This is a genomic window from Acinetobacter sp. YH01021 (genome assembly GCF_013420255.1).
Classification (GTDB): domain Bacteria; phylum Pseudomonadota; class Gammaproteobacteria; order Pseudomonadales; family Moraxellaceae; genus Acinetobacter.
Genome location: NZ_VOYO01000001.1, coordinates 180135 through 201085 on the forward strand (window position 1 = coordinate 180135; position 20951 = coordinate 201085).

At 43.4% G+C, this 20951-nt stretch carries 21 protein-coding genes and 4 tRNA genes; 14 read left to right on the forward strand and 11 right to left on the reverse strand.

All coding sequences use genetic code 11. The features are described from left to right. Positions 1-240 precede the first annotated feature (240 nt). From glnA to FTT86_RS00855, 5 genes are all read left to right on the forward strand, one after another. Positions 241-1656, forward strand: coding sequence for a type I glutamate--ammonia ligase (gene glnA, locus FTT86_RS00835; protein ID WP_004279641.1), 1416 nt, complete (start codon positions 241-243; stop codon positions 1654-1656). A gap of 90 nt (positions 1657-1746) precedes the next feature. Continuing rightward, positions 1747-2022: a hypothetical protein gene (locus FTT86_RS00840; protein ID WP_004279642.1), complete on the forward strand. Its 276-nt coding sequence runs from the start codon at positions 1747-1749 to the stop codon at positions 2020-2022. 2 nt (positions 2023-2024) lie between these two features. After that, positions 2025-2531 (forward strand): chorismate lyase, encoded by a 507-nt coding sequence (locus FTT86_RS00845; RefSeq protein WP_071851873.1) that lies wholly within the window; start codon positions 2025-2027, stop codon positions 2529-2531. A 5-nt stretch (positions 2532-2536) separates the two neighbouring features. After that, a complete protein-coding gene (ubiA, locus tag FTT86_RS00850) occupies positions 2537-3415 on the forward strand; it encodes a 4-hydroxybenzoate octaprenyltransferase (RefSeq protein WP_005107417.1) in 879 nt (292 codons plus the stop codon). 136 nt (positions 3416-3551) lie between these two features. Beyond that, the gene (locus FTT86_RS00855; protein ID WP_005107416.1) at positions 3552-3815 is read left to right on the forward strand and encodes a hypothetical protein; all 264 of its coding nucleotides are present in this window, start codon (positions 3552-3554) and stop codon (positions 3813-3815) included. Positions 3816-3999: 184 nt separating this feature from the next. On the opposite strand, the gene FTT86_RS00860 is transcribed toward FTT86_RS00855, so the two are convergent. The 8 genes from FTT86_RS00860 to FTT86_RS00895 all read right to left on the reverse strand — a co-directional run bounded on the left by FTT86_RS00860 (position 4000) and on the right by FTT86_RS00895 (position 8102). After that, on the reverse strand, positions 4000-4989 hold the full coding sequence (locus FTT86_RS00860) for a diaminopimelate dehydrogenase (protein ID WP_004279649.1): 990 nt from the start codon (positions 4987-4989) through the stop codon (positions 4000-4002). Between the two features lie 316 nt (positions 4990-5305). Continuing rightward, positions 5306-5749: a DUF2726 domain-containing protein gene (locus FTT86_RS00865; RefSeq protein WP_004279650.1), complete on the reverse strand. Its 444-nt coding sequence runs from the start codon at positions 5747-5749 to the stop codon at positions 5306-5308. Positions 5750-5810: 61 nt separating this feature from the next. Next, a tRNA-Asn gene (locus FTT86_RS00870) sits at positions 5811-5886 on the reverse strand. Positions 5887-5892: 6 nt separating this feature from the next. Beyond that, positions 5893-5968, reverse strand: a tRNA-Asn gene (locus tag FTT86_RS00875). 290 nt (positions 5969-6258) lie between these two features. After that, positions 6259-6334, reverse strand: a tRNA-Asn gene (locus FTT86_RS00880). A gap of 5 nt (positions 6335-6339) precedes the next feature. Continuing rightward, positions 6340-6415 (reverse strand) — tRNA-Asn (locus tag FTT86_RS00885). A gap of 148 nt (positions 6416-6563) precedes the next feature. Next, a complete protein-coding gene (locus tag FTT86_RS00890) occupies positions 6564-7190 on the reverse strand; it encodes a superoxide dismutase (protein WP_004646486.1) in 627 nt (208 codons plus the stop codon). Positions 7191-7343: 153 nt separating this feature from the next. After that, positions 7344-8102 carry a Nif3-like dinuclear metal center hexameric protein gene (locus tag FTT86_RS00895; protein ID WP_180180396.1) on the reverse strand — a complete coding sequence of 253 codons (759 nt, stop codon included), beginning with the start codon at positions 8100-8102 and terminating at the stop codon, positions 7344-7346. Between the two features lie 170 nt (positions 8103-8272). Between FTT86_RS00895 and FTT86_RS00900 the strand changes: the two genes are divergently transcribed. The 9 genes from FTT86_RS00900 to FTT86_RS00940 all read left to right on the forward strand — a co-directional run bounded on the left by FTT86_RS00900 (position 8273) and on the right by FTT86_RS00940 (position 16276). Beyond that, on the forward strand, positions 8273-9454 hold the full coding sequence (locus tag FTT86_RS00900) for a trypsin-like peptidase domain-containing protein (protein ID WP_180180397.1): 1182 nt from the start codon (positions 8273-8275) through the stop codon (positions 9452-9454). A 135-nt stretch (positions 9455-9589) separates the two neighbouring features. Beyond that, a complete protein-coding gene (locus tag FTT86_RS00905) occupies positions 9590-9847 on the forward strand; it encodes a hypothetical protein (RefSeq protein ID WP_071851879.1) in 258 nt (85 codons plus the stop codon). A gap of 80 nt (positions 9848-9927) precedes the next feature. Beyond that, a complete protein-coding gene (gene rutD, locus FTT86_RS00910; RefSeq protein ID WP_071851881.1) occupies positions 9928-10719 on the forward strand; it encodes a pyrimidine utilization protein D in 792 nt (263 codons plus the stop codon). A 336-nt stretch (positions 10720-11055) separates the two neighbouring features. Next, a complete protein-coding gene (gene rutA / locus FTT86_RS00915) occupies positions 11056-12162 on the forward strand; it encodes a pyrimidine utilization protein A (RefSeq protein WP_180180398.1) in 1107 nt (368 codons plus the stop codon). Continuing rightward, on the forward strand, positions 12159-12920 hold the full coding sequence (gene rutB, locus FTT86_RS00920) for a pyrimidine utilization protein B (protein ID WP_180180399.1): 762 nt from the start codon (positions 12159-12161) through the stop codon (positions 12918-12920). Before rutA ends, rutB begins: the two co-directional genes overlap by 4 nt. 33 nt (positions 12921-12953) lie before the next feature. Then, a complete protein-coding gene (rutC, locus tag FTT86_RS00925; RefSeq protein ID WP_180180400.1) occupies positions 12954-13334 on the forward strand; it encodes a pyrimidine utilization protein C in 381 nt (126 codons plus the stop codon). A 143-nt stretch (positions 13335-13477) separates the two neighbouring features. Beyond that, the gene (gene rutF / locus FTT86_RS00930; protein ID WP_373886095.1) at positions 13478-13996 is read left to right on the forward strand and encodes an NADH-dependent FMN reductase RutF; all 519 of its coding nucleotides are present in this window, start codon (positions 13478-13480) and stop codon (positions 13994-13996) included. Between the two features lie 33 nt (positions 13997-14029). Further along, positions 14030-15385 (forward strand): pyrimidine utilization transport protein G, encoded by a 1356-nt coding sequence (gene rutG / locus FTT86_RS00935; protein ID WP_180180402.1) that lies wholly within the window; start codon positions 14030-14032, stop codon positions 15383-15385. Positions 15386-15436: 51 nt separating this feature from the next. Further along, positions 15437-16276: an NAD(P)-dependent oxidoreductase gene (locus FTT86_RS00940; protein ID WP_373886096.1), complete on the forward strand. Its 840-nt coding sequence runs from the start codon at positions 15437-15439 to the stop codon at positions 16274-16276. 134 nt (positions 16277-16410) lie between these two features. Here FTT86_RS00940 and FTT86_RS00945 read toward each other — a convergent pair whose 3' ends face one another. From FTT86_RS00945 to lipA, 3 genes are all read right to left on the reverse strand, one after another. Continuing rightward, positions 16411-16803: a carboxymuconolactone decarboxylase family protein gene (locus tag FTT86_RS00945; protein WP_071851887.1), complete on the reverse strand. Its 393-nt coding sequence runs from the start codon at positions 16801-16803 to the stop codon at positions 16411-16413. A 168-nt stretch (positions 16804-16971) separates the two neighbouring features. Further along, entirely contained in the window at positions 16972-19476 is a 2505-nt protein-coding gene (locus FTT86_RS00950) for an acyl-CoA dehydrogenase (RefSeq protein WP_071851889.1), read from the reverse strand. Positions 19477-19830: 354 nt separating this feature from the next. Beyond that, positions 19831-20844 (reverse strand): lipoyl synthase, encoded by a 1014-nt coding sequence (gene lipA / locus FTT86_RS00955; protein ID WP_005246834.1) that lies wholly within the window; start codon positions 20842-20844, stop codon positions 19831-19833. Positions 20845-20951 lie beyond the last annotated feature (107 nt).

Sequence of the window (20951 nt, forward strand, 5' to 3'; positions counted from 1 at the left end):
ACTGCACTATTTAGGTGCGCTAAAAAATAAAGCTGAAATAAAATAAATGAAGAATGCTTGAATATAGTGCATTTAGTTTTGCAGCTAGTATAATAGCCGCAAAGTATTTTTATTAATTCATGAATTCTTATAAAGAATTCAAGATTTTATCTATACTTTTAAAAGTTGGTATGGTAATTGCTTAATAACTATCAACTGCTAACACGCACTTCACGGGTGCAACAAAAACATCGGAGCAAAATGAGCATGGCGAACAAGGTCCTTCAACTCATACAAGAAAGTGGCGCAAAATGGGTCGATTTTCGCTTTACTGATACCAAGGGTAAAGAGCAACACGTTACTTATCCAGCAGACAGTATTGATGAAGATACATTTGAAGACGGCAAAATGTTTGACGGTTCTTCAATTGCAGGTTGGAAAGGCATCGAAGCATCGGACATGATTTTACGTCCGGATGCGGCAACAGGTTTTATCGACCCGTTCTTTGCAGAGCCAACAGTTGTTGTAACTTGTGACGTAATCGAGCCATCAACTGGTCAAGGTTATGATCGTGACCCACGTTCGATTGCGCGCCGTGCAGAAGAATATTTGAAATCTACCGGTATCGGTGACACTGCATTCTTTGGTCCAGAACCAGAATTCTTCGTATTTGACGAAGTAAAATGGGAAATCGACATGTCTGGCGCGCGCCATACATTGATCGCTGAAGAAGCTGCTTGGTCAACTAACAAAGACTACGAAGGCGGTAACTCTGGTCACCGTCCACGCGTAAAAGGCGGTTACTTCCCAGTTCCTCCTGTAGATTCTTCACATGACATGCGTGCAGACATGTGTGCGCGTATCGAAGACATCATGGGTCCAGGTCGTGTAGAAGTACATCACCACGAAGTTGCTTCTTGCCAGTTAGAAATTGGTGTGAGCTTCAACACTATGGTGCGTAAAGCAGACGAAGTTCAACAGTTCAAATATGCGGTTTGGAACGTTGCGCATCAATATGCAAAAACAGCAACCTTTATGCCTAAACCAATGGTTGGCGATAACGGTTCTGGTATGCACGTGCATATGTCGATCTCTAAAGACGGCAAAAACCTGTTTGCTGGTGATGAATATGCAGGCCTTTCAGAAATGGCGTTGTACTTCATCGGTGGTGTAATTAAACATGCCCGTTCTTTGAATGCGATCACTAACCCTTCTACAAACTCGTATAAGCGTTTGGTTCCACATTTCGAAGCACCCATTATGCTTGCTTACTCAGCGCGTAACCGTTCTGCATCTATCCGTATTCCTTACGTGTCTAGCCCGAAAGGCAAGCGTATTGAAGCGCGTTTTCCAGATCCAATGATGAACCCGTACCTAGGTTTCGCGGCATTGTTGATGGCTGGTCTTGACGGTATTCAAAACAAGATCCACCCAGGTGAGGCTGCTGACAAGAACTTGTACGATCTTCCACCGGAAGAAGAAGCAAAAATCCCTACAGTGGCGCATAGCCTGGATATGGCGCTTGAAGCACTTCAAGCGGATCATGATTACCTGTTAAAAGGTGGCGTGTTCACGAAAGAAATGCTTGATGCTTATATCGAGCTTAAAACTGAAGAAGTTCGTCGTCTAAACACGACTACTCACCCAGTTGAATTTGATATGTACTACAGCTTGTAATTCATCACGAATTAAAGCGAAGAAAACCCGCGCATGTCGCGGGTTTTTTTGTATCATCTATTTATAATTTTAAATGATTGATGGGCTTAAATGGCACAACGTAAAAAGCACACCAGCTTTTATCCATGGATTGATCCAAAAGATCATAACAAAGGTTTTAAGTTGAACTTCTCTGAAGTGACTTATCTTGAAGTGGGGCGGACTCCCGAGGGTTATAAGCAGGCTCAATTTGTGGCGCTGAAAAATCCTGAAATAGCGCTGGATTATGCTTATCCAGAATCATTTTATTTGAGTGCTGAAGGTTTTATTTTAATTAAAACCCCACAAGGCAAATATGAAATCATTGCAAAAACAGATAACTGTTAACAATGAATAGTCGTTCTAGAAATCAAAATCAGCGTGTGTTGCTGTCAACTCTGCCTGTTGAGTTAAAACCGTGGCTGTATGCATCGGGTTCACTCACGCAACAACTGACCGATTTGGCGCAAGGACAATTCCATGTCGAGCCAATTCAAGAGCATTTTCAGCGTTTAGGCTTTGCCAATGCCAAATGGATGCAGATGTCACATCAGCATACTTCCTGGGTGCGTGAAAGTTATCTCTACGGCTCGGAACAGTCTCCTTGGGTGAAAGCCAAAAGCATCTTTCCGATTTTAAGCCTGCAAAAAAAAGCCCGAATTTTTCAGCATATTGGCACCAAACCGATTGGCTTGTTTCTGTTTCAGCGCACCAATCCACTCTGCCAGCGTCGGGTGGTACTTTTAGATGAGGGCTGGACCCGTCAGAGCTGCTATACTTGGCACGGCTGTAAATTTATCGTACAAGAAACATTTTTACCGGCATTTGAACACTTTATACAAAATTCACGGGCTTGATTTTTATGGCAACCGCACAAGCAATCACCTGGCGTGAGCGTCTTAGCGCCTATTATTATCTTTGTCGTTTTGATAAACCGATTGGCACTGAACTGGTCTTTTGGCCTACCATGTGGGCGCTGTGGATTGCCGCTCAGGGGATGCCACGTATTGAAATTTTAATTCCCATGATTTTGGGTGTGATTTTTATGCGGGCGGCAGGCTGTGCCATTAATGATTTTGCTGACCGTAAAGTCGATGCACATGTGGAGCGTACTAAAAACCGTCCGCTAGCGACTGGGATTATCAGTGCCAAAGAAGCTGTGATGGTATTTCTGGTTTTGGTGTCTGCCAGTGCCTGCCTACTATTTTTTCTGCCAATCGAAACTTTTTACTGGTCATTTGGGGCTTTATTTTTAGCGTTTATTTATCCTTTTATGAAGCGCTATACCCATTTACCTCAAGTCTTTTTGGGTGCAGCATTTTCCTGGTCGATTCCGATGGCTTATACCGCAGTTGGACAAACGCCGGATTTAACCTGCTGGCTTCTATATTTTGGTAATCTGGCCTGGACCGTAGCCTATGATACCCAATATGCAATTGCAGATCGTGAATACGATTTAAAGATTGGGGTGAAATCAACCGCGATCTTATTTGGTCGATATGATATTCAGATCATTAGCGCTTTGCAGGCCATTAGTATTCTTTTGATTGCTGTAGCACTTTGGCTAGAAAATTTACTGATTCCATTTGGTTTGGCTGCATTAATTGTTGTCGCTCTCGATTTTATTTACCAATGGTTTAAAACTCGAGATAAAAATCCACATTTGTGTTTCTGGGCGTTTAGGCATAACCGCTGGATTGGACTGATTATTTTTGCAGGAATACTACTGGCTTTGAGGTAGTGACTGTCTATCGACTGAGAAAAAAGCGTCCTATAAGGATGCTTTTGTTATTGCCTAATCTATAAGGCTTGAGCTATGACTTTATTTTGTTATATTGGGCAGTGTAATTAAATGACGAAATTAAAGCAGGTTTGTTATGTCCGAGCAGCCACAGCCCCGCAGTGTCAAAAAGCTATTGATCTTCGGTACGCTTGCACTTTGTATTCCGGTATTTTTAATTAGTATGGCATTTCTTGCAGTGAATAGTGATGCTAAAAATCAGGAAAAATACAAGCAGCAGCAGGCAGATATGATTGCGCGTATTGAAGCACGAGAAGCTGCGGAAAAGCTCAAAGCAGAGCAGGATGTTAAGGCAGATTCAACTCAAGCTGCGTCTGAAAGTAGTGCAACAGCACCTTAATCTATCTAGAATCCCTTTGCACTTGTCTAATACTGCAAATGTCTGTGTGGTAGATAGTTGCATGGGTTTCTGCAAACGATGATTTGACTGTAGATATTCGATACTTAGTAATTAGGCAAGCCGTATTCTAGAATGGAAAAATATAGCCACCCATCATCCGATCGGTGGCTATATTTAAATCATCTTAAAGCAATTCTTTGCGCAATTGTTCTGAAGATTTAATTGAAAGTAGGGCAGGTGCTACATCTAGGGCTGTTTTGGCACCATATTGCTGAGTTTGATTCAGACGGTAGCAGGCACGGGCATAAGCCACTAGAACACTTGCAGTAAACTCTGGATTGCTATTCAGCTTTAAAGAAAACTCAATCACCTGTTTTTGTGCATCACTGGTATTACCACTACGAATGACAAAACCGCCATGTGGCATATCTTGGTGATCTTTCAGTAAAGTTTCCTCACTGATAAAATTCACAGTCGTATTATAATCTGCAAAATAATCAGGCATGCTGACGATGGTTTGTTCAACTGTTGCTGCATCAGCTCCTTGTTCCAAGACCACATAACAGTCACGATGATGTTTATCTTTGGTGCTTAACTCAGGTCGTGCGCCACTGCGGACTTGTTCAATAGCATCAGTGGATGGAATGGTATATTGAACACCAGCTTTCACCCCAGGTACACGGCGGATCGCATCCGAATGGCCTTGGCTTAAGCCTTTACCCCAAAAAGTATAAGTTTCGCCATCTGGTAATAGCGCTTCACCAAATAAACGGTTAATCGAGAACATGCCAGGATCCCAGCCAATAGAAATCATGGCTGTTTTTTTGTTAGCAAGGGCGGGTGCATCGACTGCAGCATAGTATTCCGGAATACGTGCATGCGTATCAAAACTATCTACAGTATTGAATTTACTTGCAAAGATAGGCGCCTGTTGTGGCAAGTCATCTTTAGAGCCGCCACAAAGAATCAGCACATCAATTTTATCGCTAAACTCATTTAATAGTGCATCCATGCTATACACTTGAGTTTCTGCAAAGCAAGGAGAGACGCTGCTTGGTGAGCGGCGAGTAAAAATACCGACAAGCTGCATATCAGGATTTTTCTGGATGGCAGTTTCAACACCGCGGCCAAGATTACCGTAACCCGCGATACCAATACGAATAGAATTTTGCATAAATAAACGATCACTGAATAAAAAAACAACGCCAAAAATAAGCAAGGTGATGATGGCCAGAAATGGAACAGGCCAATCAGGTCATCTGACTTATATTTTGTTTTCGAAAGGATTATAGAGCGATAATTTAAACTTTATCACCCTAATCCTGCAGAAAGGCAGGTTTAACTGAGAATGCTTGTGATGAGACGCTAAACTGGACGAGGATAGGTTAGTTTTGAAGCATGAAAAGCTGCCGAGAAATTAAAAGCGGAGCAGGAGGCTTTGATTAATCCAATTCAAGCTGCAGCGAGAAATATCGAAATTGCAGCTTAATTTATTTTAAATCCCTTTGCAGTTGTCTGATAGTCGGAATCTGGGTGTATCGAATCACGGTATAGCCTGCTGCAATCAGCATGGCATCGCGTTCAGCATCTTCCTGCTCTTTGCCAATATGGCTCGGATCATCCAGTTCGACAATCGCCACTACATTATATTCACGATCAAGTACCACGAAGTCTGTGACTTTGCGATTAAATTGATTCCGCATTTTCATCTGATCGTGCGTGATCAAAGCGCTAAACGCGACTTGTGCCAGAATGTGATGATGAGGAAAGGCATCTTTCAGACGTGTAAACATCCTGCTTTCAAAAGCAGTAATGACGCGCTTCGGATAGAATTTCTTTTGACGGGTGAAGAGATGTGGGAAGAGCAGGCAAACTAATGCAAAAGTTGCCAGGCAGCCAATCACAAAAAATATAAACTGACTCAAATTAAACACAGATCACAAAAGGGGAGAATAAAAAAACCCACTTCGCAATGAGTGGGTTTCTTCAGAATCTTGGCTCTCCCACCTGGGCTCGAACCAGGGACCTGCGGATTAACAGTCCGTCGCTCTACCGACTGAGCTATGGGAGAATAGATTGGCTCTCCAACCTGGGCTCGAACCAGGGACCTGCGGATTAACAGTCCGTCGCTCTACCGACTGAGCTATTGGAGAATCTGACAGCGATTATAGAGAGATTTGAAAAGGGGTCAAGGCACTTTTAGAAAAAAGCTGAAGAAATTGAATCAAGTGTTTTAAAAATAGTCGAAAAGGTTTGTAGTTTAAACTGTTATGTTTATGTAAACCGGTCCTAACAGCAAAATCGCGATCAGCCTGAATTTTGATAAGTGATCTGGATCATAAGAAATGAGCGGTTGATCGCGCATATAAATCAATATGATCTCAATTTAAAAAATACAGCTATAAAAAAACCCACTTCGCAATGAGTGGGTTTTTTAGAATCTTGGCTCTTCCACCTGGGCTCGAACCAGGGACCTGCGGATTAACAGTCCGTCGCTCTACCGACTGAGCTATGGAAGAATATATGGCTCTCCAACCTGGGCTCGAACCAGGGACCTGCGGATTAACAGTCCGTCGCTCTACCGACTGAGCTATTGGAGAATCTGATCGGCATTTTAGGGATGAATAACCAGGTCGTCAATCAATTAATGTAAAGAAATGAATTGTTTGCTTCATAAATATTCATTTAGAGCCTAAAAATAAAAAAATCACCCGAAGTGGGTGATTTTTTTAGCAAAGAAATAAAAAATTATTTCTCAACACCTGCAGGCTGACCTGCATATTTCGCATTTGCATAATCCCAGTTTACTAGGCTTTCTAGGAAAGTAGAGATGTACTTAGGACGAGCATTACGGAAATCGATGTAGTAAGCGTGTTCCCAAACGTCAATCGTCAACACTGCAATTTTACCGTGCGCCATTGGCGTATCAGCATTTGAAGTTTTCATGATAGAAAGCTGACCGTTTACTTCGTCAGCCACTAACCAAGCCCAACCTGAACCAAACTGAGTAGTTGCAGCAGCAGCAAATTCTTCAGCAAATTTTTCATAAGAACCGAAAGCTTCGTCAATTTTTGCAGCCAAAGTACCAGTTGCTTTACCGCCACCGTTTTTAGCCATACAGTTCCAGTAGAACGTGTGGTTCCAAACTTGAGCTGCGTTATTGAAAACACCTGCTTTAGAAGCATCACCAGCAGTTGCTGTAATAATTTCTTCTAGAGTTTTGCCTTCAAGCTCAGTACCAGCGATCAGGTTATTCAGGTTAACCACATACGTATTGTGGTGTTTGTCGTGATGGTATTCTAAAGTTTCCTTGCTGATGTGTGGAGCAAGATCTTCGTAGCCGTAAGGTAATGCTGGTAAAGTAATGGTTGTCATGTTCTCAATTCCTTGCATTTTGCTGGGTTTTAACAATAAGTGGCTTTATTGTAATAGATAATCGGGCAGAAATGGGCATCGTGTATAAATAACAATACAGAATAAAGCCTGAAAATATATGAATAAAGCCACTGATCATAACCGTCAGTCGAATTAAATCGGATTGTTTAATTCGAAATAATCATACTCAATATTAAACTGTTCTGAAATAGCCTTGCCAAGGCGTTGCACACCGTATTTTTCAGTCGCATGATGGCCACAAGCATAATAATGCACATTCAGTTCCTGAGCTTCATAAAAGGTCCGTTCAGACACTTCGCCCGAAATATAGGCATCACAGTTCTGTAGTGCCGCTTTTTGAATATAATCCTGCGCACCACCGGTACAGAAACCGACTTTATGGATTTGAGTTTTTTCAGCAGGAAGATGAATCGCATCAAAGCCCAGCTTTTCTGAAACATAATTTTTAAAATCTTCCGGACTCATTGGCTGTTTTAAATAGCCAATATTGCCAATCGGACGTTTTTCACTCGGATCCAGCTGTTCGATATTTTCGAGTTCTAATAAATCCGCAATGGCAGCATTATTTCCCAGAGTTGGATGACTGTCTAAAGGTAGGTGATAGCCAACCAGTGAAATATCATTTTGAATCAGGGTTTTAATGCGTTTACCACGCATTCCCGTAATTGGATAAGCTTCACCTTTCCAAAAATAACCATGATGAACCAGCAATAAATCTGCACCTTGCTCAATTGCAGCTTCAATTGCACTTTGGGAGGCGGTCACGGCACAGAGGATTTTATTCACCTCGGATTTGCCTTCAATCTGCAAGCCATTCGGTGCATAGTCCTTAAATTCACGTGCTACCAAAGTCTGGTCACACCATTGAATAATATCGTTCAAATTCGCCATAAAATTCCTGTAAGTTTAAAAACTTGCCCATATTTATCTATAGCTTTAATTGTAACTAAAGCTGCACAAATCTCTGTGGAATTTTTTGTGTTTAGTTATGTATTTAGCATTACAATAGGACACAAATTACTTAGTCATCAACGAATTAAAATATTTTAGAGGATAGCAACGTGCGCCGCACCTTTACATGGTTACCCTGGGTGTTACTGATTTTAGTCATTATCGGTTTTTTGGGGTGGCAACAACTACAAAAACCAAAGGCACCAGTTGCGCCAGATGGCGTCAAAATGCCTGCTGAAAAAGTAGAGCCGTTGATTGATACGTCGCGCTCAGGAGGCGTGGTCTCCTATAGTGCTGCTGTAAAAGTGGCAGCACCGGCTGTTGTGAATATTTTTACTACCCAAAAAGTCAAGCAACAGGCGCATCCTTTACTGACCGATCCGGTATTTCGTGAATTCTTTGGCGATCAGTTGCCTGACCAGTATGGACAAAGCCCGAATGAAAACAGTTTAGGTTCGGGTGTAATTGTACGTCCAGACGGTTATATCCTGACCAATAACCACGTGATTGCACAGGCCGATCAGATTGTAGTGGCTTTGCAGGATGGTCGTCGTGCTGAAGCCAAGGTGGTTGGAACTGATCCGGATACCGATCTGGCCGTGATCAAGATTGAACTGACACAATTGCCAGTTCTGCCATTTAAACTCAGTGGTAATGAAGTCGGTGATGTGGTTCTGGCTATTGGTAATCCTTTTGGTGTTGGGCAAACCGTGACGCAGGGGATTATCTCGGCAACGGGACGTTCAGACTTGGGCATCAATACCTATGAAGACTTTGTGCAGACCGATGCGGCGATTAACCCGGGTAACTCGGGCGGTGCATTGATTGATGTCGCCGGTAATTTAATTGGTGTGAATACTGCAATCTTCTCCCAAACAGGTGGCTCACTGGGGATTGGTTTTGCGATTCCCGCTAAAATCTGTCAGCAAGTGATGAATGCAATCCTGAAAGATGGCCGTGTCGTTCGTGGCTGGCTGGGTATCAGTCTGTTGCCGACAGAACGTAATGATGTACTGCAACCTAAAGAATCAGGTGTAGTGGTCGCTGAAGTGCTGGAAAATGGACCTGCAGCAAAAGCTGGCATCCAGCGTGGTGATAAAATCATCAAGGTGAATAATGAAGTGATTACTTCTGCCTCACATCTGATTAATTTTGTCGCTTTACAGGCCCCAAACAGTACTGTTCAGATTGAAGTAGAACGCGCTGGAAAAACTATGACACTGGATGTGGTGATTAGTGAACGTAAAACGCAAAGCAGTTCTTCACAATATATTCCTTTACCAGGTCAGTAATTTTTTCTAAAAAATCCCTCCATGTGAGGGATTTTTTTATGCACGATTTATTTACTATAGATACAAAACAAAAATATTTTATGTGAATTAAATCATTTAACTTCATTGAATAAAAATCAAAAAGAGTGAAGAACAATGAGTTTTATGACTGCAGATCAGGCCAAAATTTTATCGAACGTGGCTAATTTAAATATTGAAATGTACAAGCCTCGCTTGGCTCAACTGATTGAAGATAATGCCCGACTAGGCAATACCGCTGTGCTGACAGTGTTTCCTAAACATCTGCCTCTAGAAGAAATCCGTGGCCTCTCAGCAGAGTTGACTGAGCTTGGTTATAACGTGCGTTTTGAAGTACAGGAATTTTATTTTAGCTTTAATGTCTACTGGCTATAATTTTATCAATTGTTCAAAAATACTTCTATTCAGGCATATATCTTGCTGCGTTCATCTCATAGTTAAAATATGAGAGTGATATGTCTTTATCTATTCATCTTGCAGCACAGGCAGATGCACCTTATATGGTGCTTTCGTCCGGATTGGGCGGACATGCCAGTTTCTGGAATCCTCAAATTAGAGTTTTACAGCAGCATTTTCATGTAGTCACTTATGATCAGGAAGGCTGTCATTCAGATTCTGAGCTATTGCCCACGTCTTATTCGATCGACCATATGGCCGGCCAGATTCTGGATTTATTGATCAATGATGGCATTCGAGAGTTTCATTTCATCGGGCATGCATTGGGCGGACATATCGGCATGCAACTGGCGACCTATCAGGCTGAAAGAAAGTTTAAGCTGCTCAGTCTGACCATGTTAAATGCTTGGGGAGAGCTGGATGCTCATACTCAGAAGTGTTTCGAAGCCCGGACTTCGTTATTGCTCAATAGCGGGGCAGAGGCATATGTGAGAGCACAGGCTTTGTTTCTTTATCCGCCACAGTGGATTTCAACCCATATTGATCAGTTAACCGAATCAGAAAATAAGCAGCTCCTTGACTTTCCACCGATCCAAAATGTTCTGGCACGCCTACAAGCCGTGCAGGCTTTTAAACTGAACGCAGAACATCGTCAGGCACTCAAGGATATTCCTGTGCATTTGCTTGCTAACCAAGATGATTTTCTGGTGCCTTATCAACGTTCACAGCAATTACAACAATGCCTGCCACATAGTCACCTCAGTTTGCTTGATACAGGTGCACATGCATCTACCGTGACCGAAACGGATCAGGTGAATCAATTGATCCTTTCATTCCTGATCTCCCCTTAGTTTGAAGATTTTTTAAAAGCCAGACCTAGTGTCTGGTTTTTTATTATTTCTAATTAATAATTTTTGTAGCATCAGCATGGTTTTTACTTCGAATTGATGCATGAACTGCAAATGCACAAATTGGTACGAGTGCACTTGAATGAAACAGCATGTTCAAAATTGACTCATGGTTAAAAATGGTTATTTTACTAAAGATTCAAAAAATAAAATATTAAGTATATGATAAATAATAAACAAAAATAGTTGGCATACGCTTTGCAATGTTTATCTTGTAAATAAAATTCCCGAAGTGGAATCAGAATTTTGAATAAGTGTTAAAAATAATGAGGTGTGAAAATGAAAATAGGTGTCTTCTGTCCAATCGGAAATAATGGCTGGTTACTCTCTGAAAATGCACCGCAGTACATGCCGACTTTTGAGTTAAATAAACAAATCGTACAGCGCGCTGAGCACTATGGTTTCGATTTCGCACTTTCCATGATCAAGCTGCGTGGCTTTGGCGGCAAGACTGAATTCTGGGAACATAACCTGGAAACGTTTACCCTGATGGCAGGTCTTGCGGCTGTCACCAGCAAAATTAAAATTTTCGCAACTGCCGCAACTCTGGTGATGCCACCTGCAATTGTCGCGCGCATGGCATCAACCATTGATTCGATTTCAAATGGCCGTTTTGGTCTGAATGTCGTAACTGGCTGGCAGCCACCTGAATATACCCAAATGGGTATGTGGCCAGGTAATGACTATTTTGGCAAACGCTATGAATATCTGTCTGAATATGTACAAATTCTGCGTGAACTTTGGGCGACTGGTAAATCAGACTTTAAAGGCGAACATTTCCAGATGGAAGATTGCCGTGTTAGCCCACGTCCACAAGCCGACATGAAGATTATCTGTGCAGGTCAATCTGATGCAGGTTTAGAGTTTTCTGCACAATATGCAGACTATAACTTCGTGTTTGGTAAAGGCCTGAATACTCCAACAGCTTATGCAGAAATTAATGACCGCTTAAAAGAAAAAACAGATGTGACTGGCCGTGATGTACAGACGTATGTGCTGTTTATGGTGATTGCAGCGGAAACCGACGAAGAAGCTCAAGCCAAATGGCAGCATTATAACGAGGGTGCCGATATGGAAGCGATTAATTGGCTGATGAATCAGGGTGGAAAAGATACCACTTCGGGCACAGATACCAATATCCGGCAAATGGCTTCTAGCGTATCTCCAGTGAATATCAATATGGGTACGCTGGTAGGTTCTTATGAAAATGTGGCACGAATGTTGGATGAAATTGGCGAGATCAAGGGCACTGAGGGTGTGTTACTGACTTTTGATGATTTTATTCAGGGGGTTGAAGATTTCGGTCAAAAAATCCAGCCACTGATGAAATGCCGTGAGCATATTGTCATTGAAGGTACAGAACCGGTTCTGGAGAAAAGCGCATGAGTGAATCAGTGGTAACAGCCGGTTTTACTGAAAAACTCGGCACAGGAAAAATCCTTAAAGCTGAACCCGAAGCGATTTGTCTCGCACCAGAACAAACAGCTTTGATCGTCATTGATATGCAGAATGCTTATACCTCGCAAGGCGGCTATCTGGATCTGGCGGGTTTTGATGTCTCAAAGACCAAGCCGGTGGTAGAAAATATTAAAAAGGCAGTTGATGCGGCGCATGCGGCCGGTATTCAGGTCATCTATTTTAAAAATGGCTGGGATGCAGAATATAAGGAAGCGGGTGGTACGGATTCTCCAAATTTCCATAAATCCAATGCCTTAAAGACCATGCGCAAACGTCCCGAATTACAGGGGCAATTACTGGCCAAAGGGGGCTGGGACTTTGAATTGATTGATGAGTTACAGCCACTGCCACAAGATCTGGTGATTGAAAAACCTCGCTATAGCGGTTTCTTTAATACCGCACTGGACAGCATGTTGCGTGTCCGTGGCATTCGCAATCTGGTTTTTGTCGGAATTGCCACCAATGTCTGCGTGGAATCGACCCTGCGTGATGGTTTCTTTCTGGAATATTTCGGCGTGGCGCTAGCGGATGCTTGCCACCAGGCCGGGCCAGTCGAGGCCCATGAAGCCAGTTTGTACAACATCAAGACCTTCTTTGGCTGGGTATCCAATACCGCAAATTTTGTAGAAGCCTTTCAAAAAGAAAGTGAATCACTAAATGAAACTAAATTGGCTGAAAGTGCCTAAAGAATTAAAGATTAGGATTAAGGAAAAAACAGTATGCCTAAAGAAGTCATTATTCCAGCAGGAACTTCAAAACCGTTAGCGCCGTTTGTACCGGCAACCAAGGCAGGCAATATTGTCTATGTGTCAGGCACGTTGGCTTTTGATGAAAATAATAACGTGGTGCACGTCGGTGATGCGGCAGCCCAGACCCGTCATATTCTGGAAACCATCAAGCGTGTGATTGAAGAAGCCGGTGGCAGCATGGATGACGTCACTTTCAATCATGTGTTTGTCAAAGATTGGGCAGATTATGCAGCAATTAATACCGTTTATGCAGAGTATTTCCCGGGAGATAAACCGGCACGATATTGCGTACAGACTGGCTTGGTAAAACCGGATGCGCTGGTCGAAATCGCCTCGATTGCCCATGTATAAGCCGATCCACCTGATTCAATTTCATCTATATCAGCCCTAAGTCTGTCACTGAAAACTGACTTGGGGCGGAGGAGAACAGCATGAATGCCAAATTGTCTAAAATCATTACAGAAGCGGTTGCAGAGAACAGTGCATTAAATAAGGTGGTAAAGACTGAAAACTCAGCTGAAGTGTTTACCCAAGTCGATCAGCAGATTTTCCGTCAGGGCATGTCTAATCTAGGTGCTGCAGTGAATGTCATTACCACGCAAGGCGATGCAGGAATGGCTGGATTTACCGCTTCGGCCGTATGTAGCGTGACGGATACATCACCAACGTTACTGGTGTGCCTGAACCGTTCTGCGTCAGTCTATGAAACCTTTAAAAAGAATCAGGTGTTGTGTGTGAATACTCTGGCATCACATCAACAACATCTTTCCAATCTGTTTGGTGGAAAAACACCAATGGCAGAGCGTTTCAGTCAGGGGAACTGGAAAACTTTGGTGACCCAGTCGCCTGTACTTGAAGATGCCTTAGTCAGTTTTGACTGCGAGGTGGTCCAATGTTTATCCGTAGGCAGTCATGACGTGCTGTTCTGTGAGGTGAAAGCCATGTGCCAGAGTCAAGGCAATGCGCTGATGTACTTCAACCGTTCTTACTGTGAGCCACACAAAATGTGCTAATTCAATTCAATCCTAATCAAGGAGGGGAAGCCGATGCAAGAAAAAGAAATGTGGTTTCCAAAATTTAAGCCTTACCAAGGCAACCTCGATACCACACCCGTGCAAACAGATGAATATCTGCCTGCTGGAAAAAGTATTATTCTCGGGTTACAGCATGTGTTTGCGATGTTTGGGGCAACCGTGCTGGCGCCGCTTTTAATGGGATTTGATCCCAATCTCACGATTTTTATTACCGGTATTGGTACCATTTTATTTTTCCTGATCACGGGTGGTCGATTGCCTAGTTATCTGGGATCAAGCTTTGCGTTTATTGGTGCGGTCGTCGCAGTAACAGGTTATTCCGGCGTTGGCGCGAATCCAAATCTTGGACTGGCGCTTGGCGGTACGATTGCTTGCGGTATTGTTTATGCCTTGATTGGTCTGCTGGTGATGAAAACCGGCACCAACTGGATTGAAAAACTGATGCCACCTGTAGTGACTGGCGTGATCGTGATGATCATCGGTTTGAATCTGGCGCCAGTCGCGATTAAGAGTGTTTCAGCGAACCAGTTTGATTCCTGGATGGCATTAATCACCATTATCTGTATCAGTGTGATTGCTGTATTTACTCGAGGAATGGTACGCCGTCTGTTATTGTTATTGGGCTTGTTATCTTCCTATCTGATTTATTTCCTTTTCACTAATATTATGGGCTTCGGACCTGCAATTGATTTCAGCAAAGTCAGTGAAGCGGCATGGTTTGGTCTGCCAAATTTCCAGAGTCCAGTCTTTGAAATGAATGCCATGCTGATGATTGCACCGGTGGCCATTATTCTGGTCGCAGAAAATCTTGGGCATTTTAAAGCGGTATCCGCGATGACCGGTAAAAATCTGTCACCGTATATGGGCCGCGGTTTCTTTGCAGATGGGGTGTGTACTTCATTATCCGCTTCTATCGGCGGTACCGGGATGACGACTTATGCTGAAAATATCGGTGTGATGGCAGTGACCAAAGTGTATGCAACCACTGTGTTTATCTTTGCCGGCATTTTCGCCATTTTATTGGGGCTTTCACCTAAATTTGGTGCGGTGATCAGTACCATTCCAGTGGCCTTATTAGGTGGCGCATCGATTGTGGTCTTCGGGTTGATTACCGTGGCGGGTGCCAAAATTTGGGTAGACAACCATGTTGATTTCACCAAGAACAGTACACTGATCATTGGTGCTGTGTGTCTGATCATGGGTACAGGTAACTATAGCTTGCAGATCGGTGGTTTTGATCTGGGTGGTATCGGTACTGCAACTTTGGCTGCGATTCTGTTGAACCTGTTCCTGAATCGTGGTGAAGATAAAGAAATGCCTGAATCTGCATCGACCGCAACAGAAGTTGAGGTTAAGCCAGTCGCTTAATATGAGGAGTATTTTTTGAGTCATACAGTTGCATTTTTAGGACTCGGGGCAATGGGCTGGCATATGGCTTCCCATTTGCCAAAACTCGGACACCCAGTGTGGGTCTGGAACCGGACTGAACAGAAAGCGCTAGATCATGCGAAATGTTTCAGGACTCAGGCAGTGGGTATTGAACAGGCGGTTCAGGCAGATTTTATTTTTTCTTGCTTGCCGACCAGTCAGTATGTAGAAGCATTAATTGCAGCTCATCCACCCAAACAAGGTGCAATCTGGATTGACTGTACCAGTGGTGTACCGGAATCAGCACAGAAACTGGCGAAGCTCTTGGAGCAACAAAGCAGTTTTTATCTGGATGCACCGGTTTCTGGCCAAACCGTTGGCGCAGAAAAAGGCACTTTAACTGTGATGGTCGGAGGCAATGAACAAGCCTTTGAACAAGTCAAGCCGATCATTGATGCCTTTGCAGGTTTGATTGAATATGTGGGAGAAAGCGGTTCTGGTTTTGCGGTGAAAGCCGTGAATAATACCTTAATGGCGACTCACTTATGGGCATTGGCTGAAGGGCTGACTGTGCTGAAAGGGCAGGGCGTTGATTTAAGCAGTGCACTAAACTGTATTAATCATTCCAGTGGTAAAAGCAGCATGTCGGAAAATATCATGGCACAGCGTGTACTGAGCCGTGAGTTTCACAAGACCTTTGCGCTGGATTTATTGCAGAAAGATATTGGTATTGCCTTGGAACTGGTGCAGCAACAGCAACTGGATTTAACGGTGATGTCTTTGGTTCAGCAGGAGTTTCAGCAGATTTCCAACCCACAGGCCAGCCAGCTGGATTTCTCCGCTGCGGTGCAAGGCTTGGAGCAACGTACTCAAATTGAATTAAGAGGATAATCTTTTCAAACAATATTAAAGACAGTGTTAAAGAAGTTATAGCTATAGATATATCATTTTAAAATTTAAAAAGCCGGGAATTTTAATTCCCGGCTTTATTTATTCATTAAGCAGCTCAATAGCCTAAGTAAATCTTAATTCTGCTGATTTGCCTGATATTCCTGAATCACTTCAAGCGCTGCACGGAAGGCTTCCTGAGTAGCAGGGGCACCGCAGTAAGGCAGACTATGCAGTAGCACTTCCTGAATTTCTTCAACTGTTGCACCATTATTCAAAGCGCCACGAACATGGCCTTTCAATTCAGTTGGGCTTTTTTGCGCGGTAAGAAAAGCAATGGTAATTAAAGAACGGTATTTACGTGGTAAAATCCCTTCACGTTGCCAGGTTGAGCCCCAGGCATGTTCATTAATCCAGTCCTGCAAAGGCTGAGTAAAAGGAACCGTATTGTCCTGAGCACGTTTTACAAAGCTTTCACCCATCACTTCAGTACGGACTTTCAAGCCATTTTCATAATCTTGTTGTGACATCATTGACCCTCAATTTTATTATGGGTCTAGCTTAACGTTTAATATCTTAAATACCATCGTGCAATAGTCGTAAAAAAGTGGCTGAATAGCCACTTGTGATATTCCAAAGTGAAATCAGGAAATAACCTTACTTTGGAAAGCAAGATCCGATTTAGATAAGAGATCTATCTAAGGACTGGTTGAATGTGAAGGTGCACTTTGAACTGAAGTATCAGTACCTGTTGCATCTGCTTTCGAAATATGAGGATTTTCAAGTTCCAATACTTCCTGTAAATGCAGATCGAAGACATCAGTCAACATGCTATCATAGCGACGTGCATTATAGTGCAGCAACTTATTCGCTTCTTCTTCATTAATAAAGCCTTGTTCATGCGCATCAGCCACATGATCAGCAAAACTAAGTCCTTTAAATTGACCTTTGTTTTCGGCTTTCTTAAAGCGATCCCAAAGCTGCTCAATTTCCAATAACATGGTGAAGGTTGATTCCATACGACCATTCACATCATCTTCCGCTGTGCTATAGAAAACATGCTTTTTCAGTACTTTCCGGAAAGCGTTATCTTCCATCATGACATTTGCGACTTCCTGTTTAAGTCGGTCAGATGGCTTCGCGACAGGTCGGCCAAATGGGAAACAGATGAGCTTAACCATGCCAGCAGCAATACCCACCGGGAAGTTCGCAAACAGGTCATAAAAGGCTTCCTGCGCTGTATACAGAGACTTTTCTACCGCAAGCTGTGCATGTAAACGCTCATCTTCAGTCTTTTTGCTATGCTCAAAATATTTGAGAATTGAGGAAGCAATAAACAGATGTGCATGAATATCGGCCAGACGACCCGAAAGCATTTCCTTACGTTTGATATCCCCTGCGAGTAAACCTAGGCACATATCCGCAGTTAAAGCAAAGTTGGCACTCAGCCGATTAATGATCTTATAATAAGGCTGAGTGAAATCAACCGCACTTTGCGGCGCAGCACTTGAGCCACCTGTAAAGGCATAGGCAAAGGAGCGAGCAGTCCGGTTAAAGGTGTAACCCAAATGCTTAAACAGCAAGTTATCAAAAGGATTTAGAGCCGCTGCCGAGTCTTCTGCCTGTAAGAGCTGTAATTCTTCATATAGATAAGGATGGCAGCGCATTGAACCCTGTCCAAAAATCATCAAGGAACGACTGAGAATATTGGCGCCTTCGACGGTAATGGAGACTGGAATTGCCTGATAGTAAGGTGCCAGAAAGTTACGCGGCCCCATCTGAATGGCACGACCACCGACCACATCCATGCCGTGATTGACCACTTTACGCATGCCTTCAGTTGCATAGTATTTGGCAATCGCCGTCATTACGGCAGGCTTGCCACCCTGATTCAGACCACAGGTGACCAGATAACGGAAGGCTTCCAGCATATAGGTGTCACTGGCGATTTCACTATTGGCTTCCTGAACACCCTCAAACTTACCAACTGAAATCTTGAATTGCTGACGAATACGAGAGAAAGCACCCACATTTAAATAAGTCATTTCTGAAGTAGAAGTAGACAGCGCTGGTAGGGAAATACCACGACCAACCGCCAGACATTCCATTAGCATGCGCCATCCTTTACCGGCATTTTTGACGCCACCAATAATCCAGTCCAGAGGAATAAACACATCTTTACCTTCAACCGTACCATTCATAAATGGTGGTCCGGGGTTATGCCGTGGTCCCACTATTACGCCTTCATGACTGGCAGGGAGCAGGGCACAGGTAATGCCATATTCAGTCTGATCACCCAAAAGATGATCCGGATCATACATTTTAAAGGCCAAGCCTACGACTGTCGCAATTGGAGCTAACGTAATCCAGCGTTTGGAAAAATTCATTCTCAGGCCTAAGACTTCCTGACCTTCAAACTGGCCATAGCAGACCACGCCCGTATCAGGAATCGCACCAGCATCCGAACCGGCCTCCGGACTGGTCAAACCGAAACAGGGAATTTCTTCGCCTCGTGCAAGACCCGGCAGATAACGGTTTTTCTGTTCTTCGGTACCGTAATGCAGCAACAGCTCACCCGGTCCGAGCGAATTCGGCACCATACAACTCACGGCTGTGGTCAGAGAACGCGAAGCAATCTTGCTCATCACCCGACTTTGGGCAAAGGAGCTAAAGGCACGACCGCCGTATTCTTTGGGAATAATCAGGCCTAAGAAACCATGTTCTTTAATATATTGCCAGACATGATCAGGTAGCGCTTTTTGCTCATGAATTTCCCATTCATCCAGCATGCTGCACAAGGTTTCAACTTCATTGTCCAGAAAGGCCTGTTCTTCTAGCGACAGCTTTGGATAGGGATAACTGTTAAAGGTTTCCCAGTTCGGTGCACCCATAAACAGTTCTTTTTCCCACCAGCTGGTTCCGGAGTCCAATGCTTCACGTTCTGTCGGGCTGATACTCGGCATGGCATTGGCCAGTGCTTTATAGGCCGGTTTAGAAATGAACGACATACGTAAAGGGTCGATCATCACCACAAGGCTAATCAGGATCAGCGGAATGCCGAGAATAAGTGACCATGGGCTAATAAAGGCACAGACTACTGACATGACAATTAGTGCAATTGCACCCGCGCTACGGGAGAGCTGAAAATAGAAAACCGCCCATAAACTAAGTAATAGCAGTAGTACAGCAAATATAAATAGCATTGTTATAGTTCTCCAGATTTATACAACGCTGCCTGTGCCGAGATCTCATAGAATTTTTGTCACAGTTCATTCATTTTTTTTGTCGCTTGAGGATCGGACAGGTTCAGCATTGCACGTGTGAGAATGATCGTTTTCAAGTCTTGCAACGATATTTTTAAATCTTTCATCTATTTTTGAGATTGTTTGAAAAATGCTCAGTCTTCAAGTGAGAACGCGCAAAGAAATGTGAAGATAAGTAATGACTTAATCTTATCTAAAATAAAAAATGGGGTTTAAGGCTGAGTAAAATTTTAAATATGGATATTAAAAAGCCCTCTACTTGAGAGGGCTTTTATTTCATTGGTTTAAACAGGATTAAGCTTCAATGGCCTGAACTGCAATTTTTTTGGCAGGATCCACTTTACGGCGCACTGCTGGAACTGGTTCGCCGTAATATTGGCGGTCAGCAAAGTAGCTTGAACGAACCATTGGTGCTGCCCAGATATTGCGGAAGCCCAGTTTTTGGCCATGTTCGGTATAACGTTCGAATTCTTCAGGTGTCACAAAGCGATCAATCGCTGCATGTTCTTTTGAAGGCTGTAAATATTGACCAATCGTCACATAATCTACGCCATGTGCATGCAGATCATCAAGCAGGGCAAGCACTTCTTCTTCAGTTTCACCAATGCCGACCATCAGACCACATTTAGTTGGTACGTCCGGGCAGTATTCTTTAAACATTTTCAGCAGGTTTAAAGAGTGCTGATAGTCAGAACCTGGACGCATGGCTTTATACAGACGTGGCACTGTTTCGATATTGTGGTTAAACACATCTGGCGGGCATTCAGTCATGATGCGCAGCGCGATATCCATACGACCACGGAAATCTGGCACCAGAATTTCCAGCAGGGTATTCGGGCTTAGAGCACGCGCTTCTTTAATACAATCGACAAAATGCTGTGCACCGCCATCCAGTAAATCATCACGGTCTACCGAAGTGATCACTGCATATTTCAAACCCAGATTGGCAATAGTTTCTGCCATATGACGCGGTTCATCTGCATCGAGTGCATTTGGACGGCCATGAGCCACATCACAGAACGGACAACGACGGGTACAGATATCGCCCATAATCATGAAAGTCGCAGTACCGCCACCAAAACATTCAGGCAGGTTTGGACAGGCGGCTTCTTCGCACACCGTATGTAATTTTTGCTGACGTAGTGTGGTTTTAATACGTTGAACTTCTTCAGGTGCCGCCATTTTCACCCGGATCCAGTCCGGCTTACGTGGCGTTTCAACCGTAGGAACAACTTTTACAGGAATGCGGGCAACTTTTTCCGCACCGCGAAGTTTGACGCCCTGTTCAGGTTTACGGTTTTCAGACATATTCAACTTTTCCACTGTTTTTGAAGGGGGAGATACTCAAAGATAGCGCAGTTATTATAACGGACTTCGTTCTAAATAGGGCAAAAAGGGGTATTCATTTAAAAAAT

Excerpts from the sequence above, each read along its gene's own strand:
- FTT86_RS00890 (WP_004646486.1), bottom strand. The coding sequence starts at position 7,190 with ATGACAACCATTACTTTACCAGCATTACCTTACGGCTACGAAGATCTT.
- lipA (WP_005246834.1), bottom strand. The coding sequence starts at position 20,844 with ATGTCTGAAAACCGTAAACCTGAACAGGGCGTCAAACTTCGCGGTGCG.
- FTT86_RS00950 (WP_071851889.1), bottom strand. The coding sequence starts at position 19,476 with ATGCTATTTATATTTGCTGTACTACTGCTATTACTTAGTTTATGGGCG.
- FTT86_RS00840 (WP_004279642.1), top strand. The coding sequence starts at position 1,747 with ATGGCACAACGTAAAAAGCACACCAGCTTTTATCCATGGATTGATCCA.
- rutB (WP_180180399.1), top strand. The coding sequence starts at position 12,159 with ATGAGTGAATCAGTGGTAACAGCCGGTTTTACTGAAAAACTCGGCACA.
- rutG (WP_180180402.1), top strand. The coding sequence starts at position 14,030 with ATGCAAGAAAAAGAAATGTGGTTTCCAAAATTTAAGCCTTACCAAGGC.
- ubiA (WP_005107417.1), top strand. The coding sequence starts at position 2,537 with ATGGCAACCGCACAAGCAATCACCTGGCGTGAGCGTCTTAGCGCCTAT.
- FTT86_RS00855 (WP_005107416.1), top strand. The coding sequence starts at position 3,552 with ATGTCCGAGCAGCCACAGCCCCGCAGTGTCAAAAAGCTATTGATCTTC.
- glnA (WP_004279641.1), top strand. The coding sequence starts at position 241 with ATGAGCATGGCGAACAAGGTCCTTCAACTCATACAAGAAAGTGGCGCA.
- FTT86_RS00895 (WP_180180396.1), bottom strand. The coding sequence starts at position 8,102 with ATGGCGAATTTGAACGATATTATTCAATGGTGTGACCAGACTTTGGTA.
- FTT86_RS00905 (WP_071851879.1), top strand. The coding sequence starts at position 9,590 with ATGAGTTTTATGACTGCAGATCAGGCCAAAATTTTATCGAACGTGGCT.
- rutC (WP_180180400.1), top strand. The coding sequence starts at position 12,954 with ATGCCTAAAGAAGTCATTATTCCAGCAGGAACTTCAAAACCGTTAGCG.
- FTT86_RS00945 (WP_071851887.1), bottom strand. The coding sequence starts at position 16,803 with ATGTCACAACAAGATTATGAAAATGGCTTGAAAGTCCGTACTGAAGTG.
- rutA (WP_180180398.1), top strand. The coding sequence starts at position 11,056 with ATGAAAATAGGTGTCTTCTGTCCAATCGGAAATAATGGCTGGTTACTC.
- FTT86_RS00845 (WP_071851873.1), top strand. The coding sequence starts at position 2,025 with ATGAATAGTCGTTCTAGAAATCAAAATCAGCGTGTGTTGCTGTCAACT.
- rutD (WP_071851881.1), top strand. The coding sequence starts at position 9,928 with ATGTCTTTATCTATTCATCTTGCAGCACAGGCAGATGCACCTTATATG.
- FTT86_RS00940 (WP_373886096.1), top strand. The coding sequence starts at position 15,437 with ATGGGCTGGCATATGGCTTCCCATTTGCCAAAACTCGGACACCCAGTG.
- FTT86_RS00860 (WP_004279649.1), bottom strand. The coding sequence starts at position 4,989 with ATGCAAAATTCTATTCGTATTGGTATCGCGGGTTACGGTAATCTTGGC.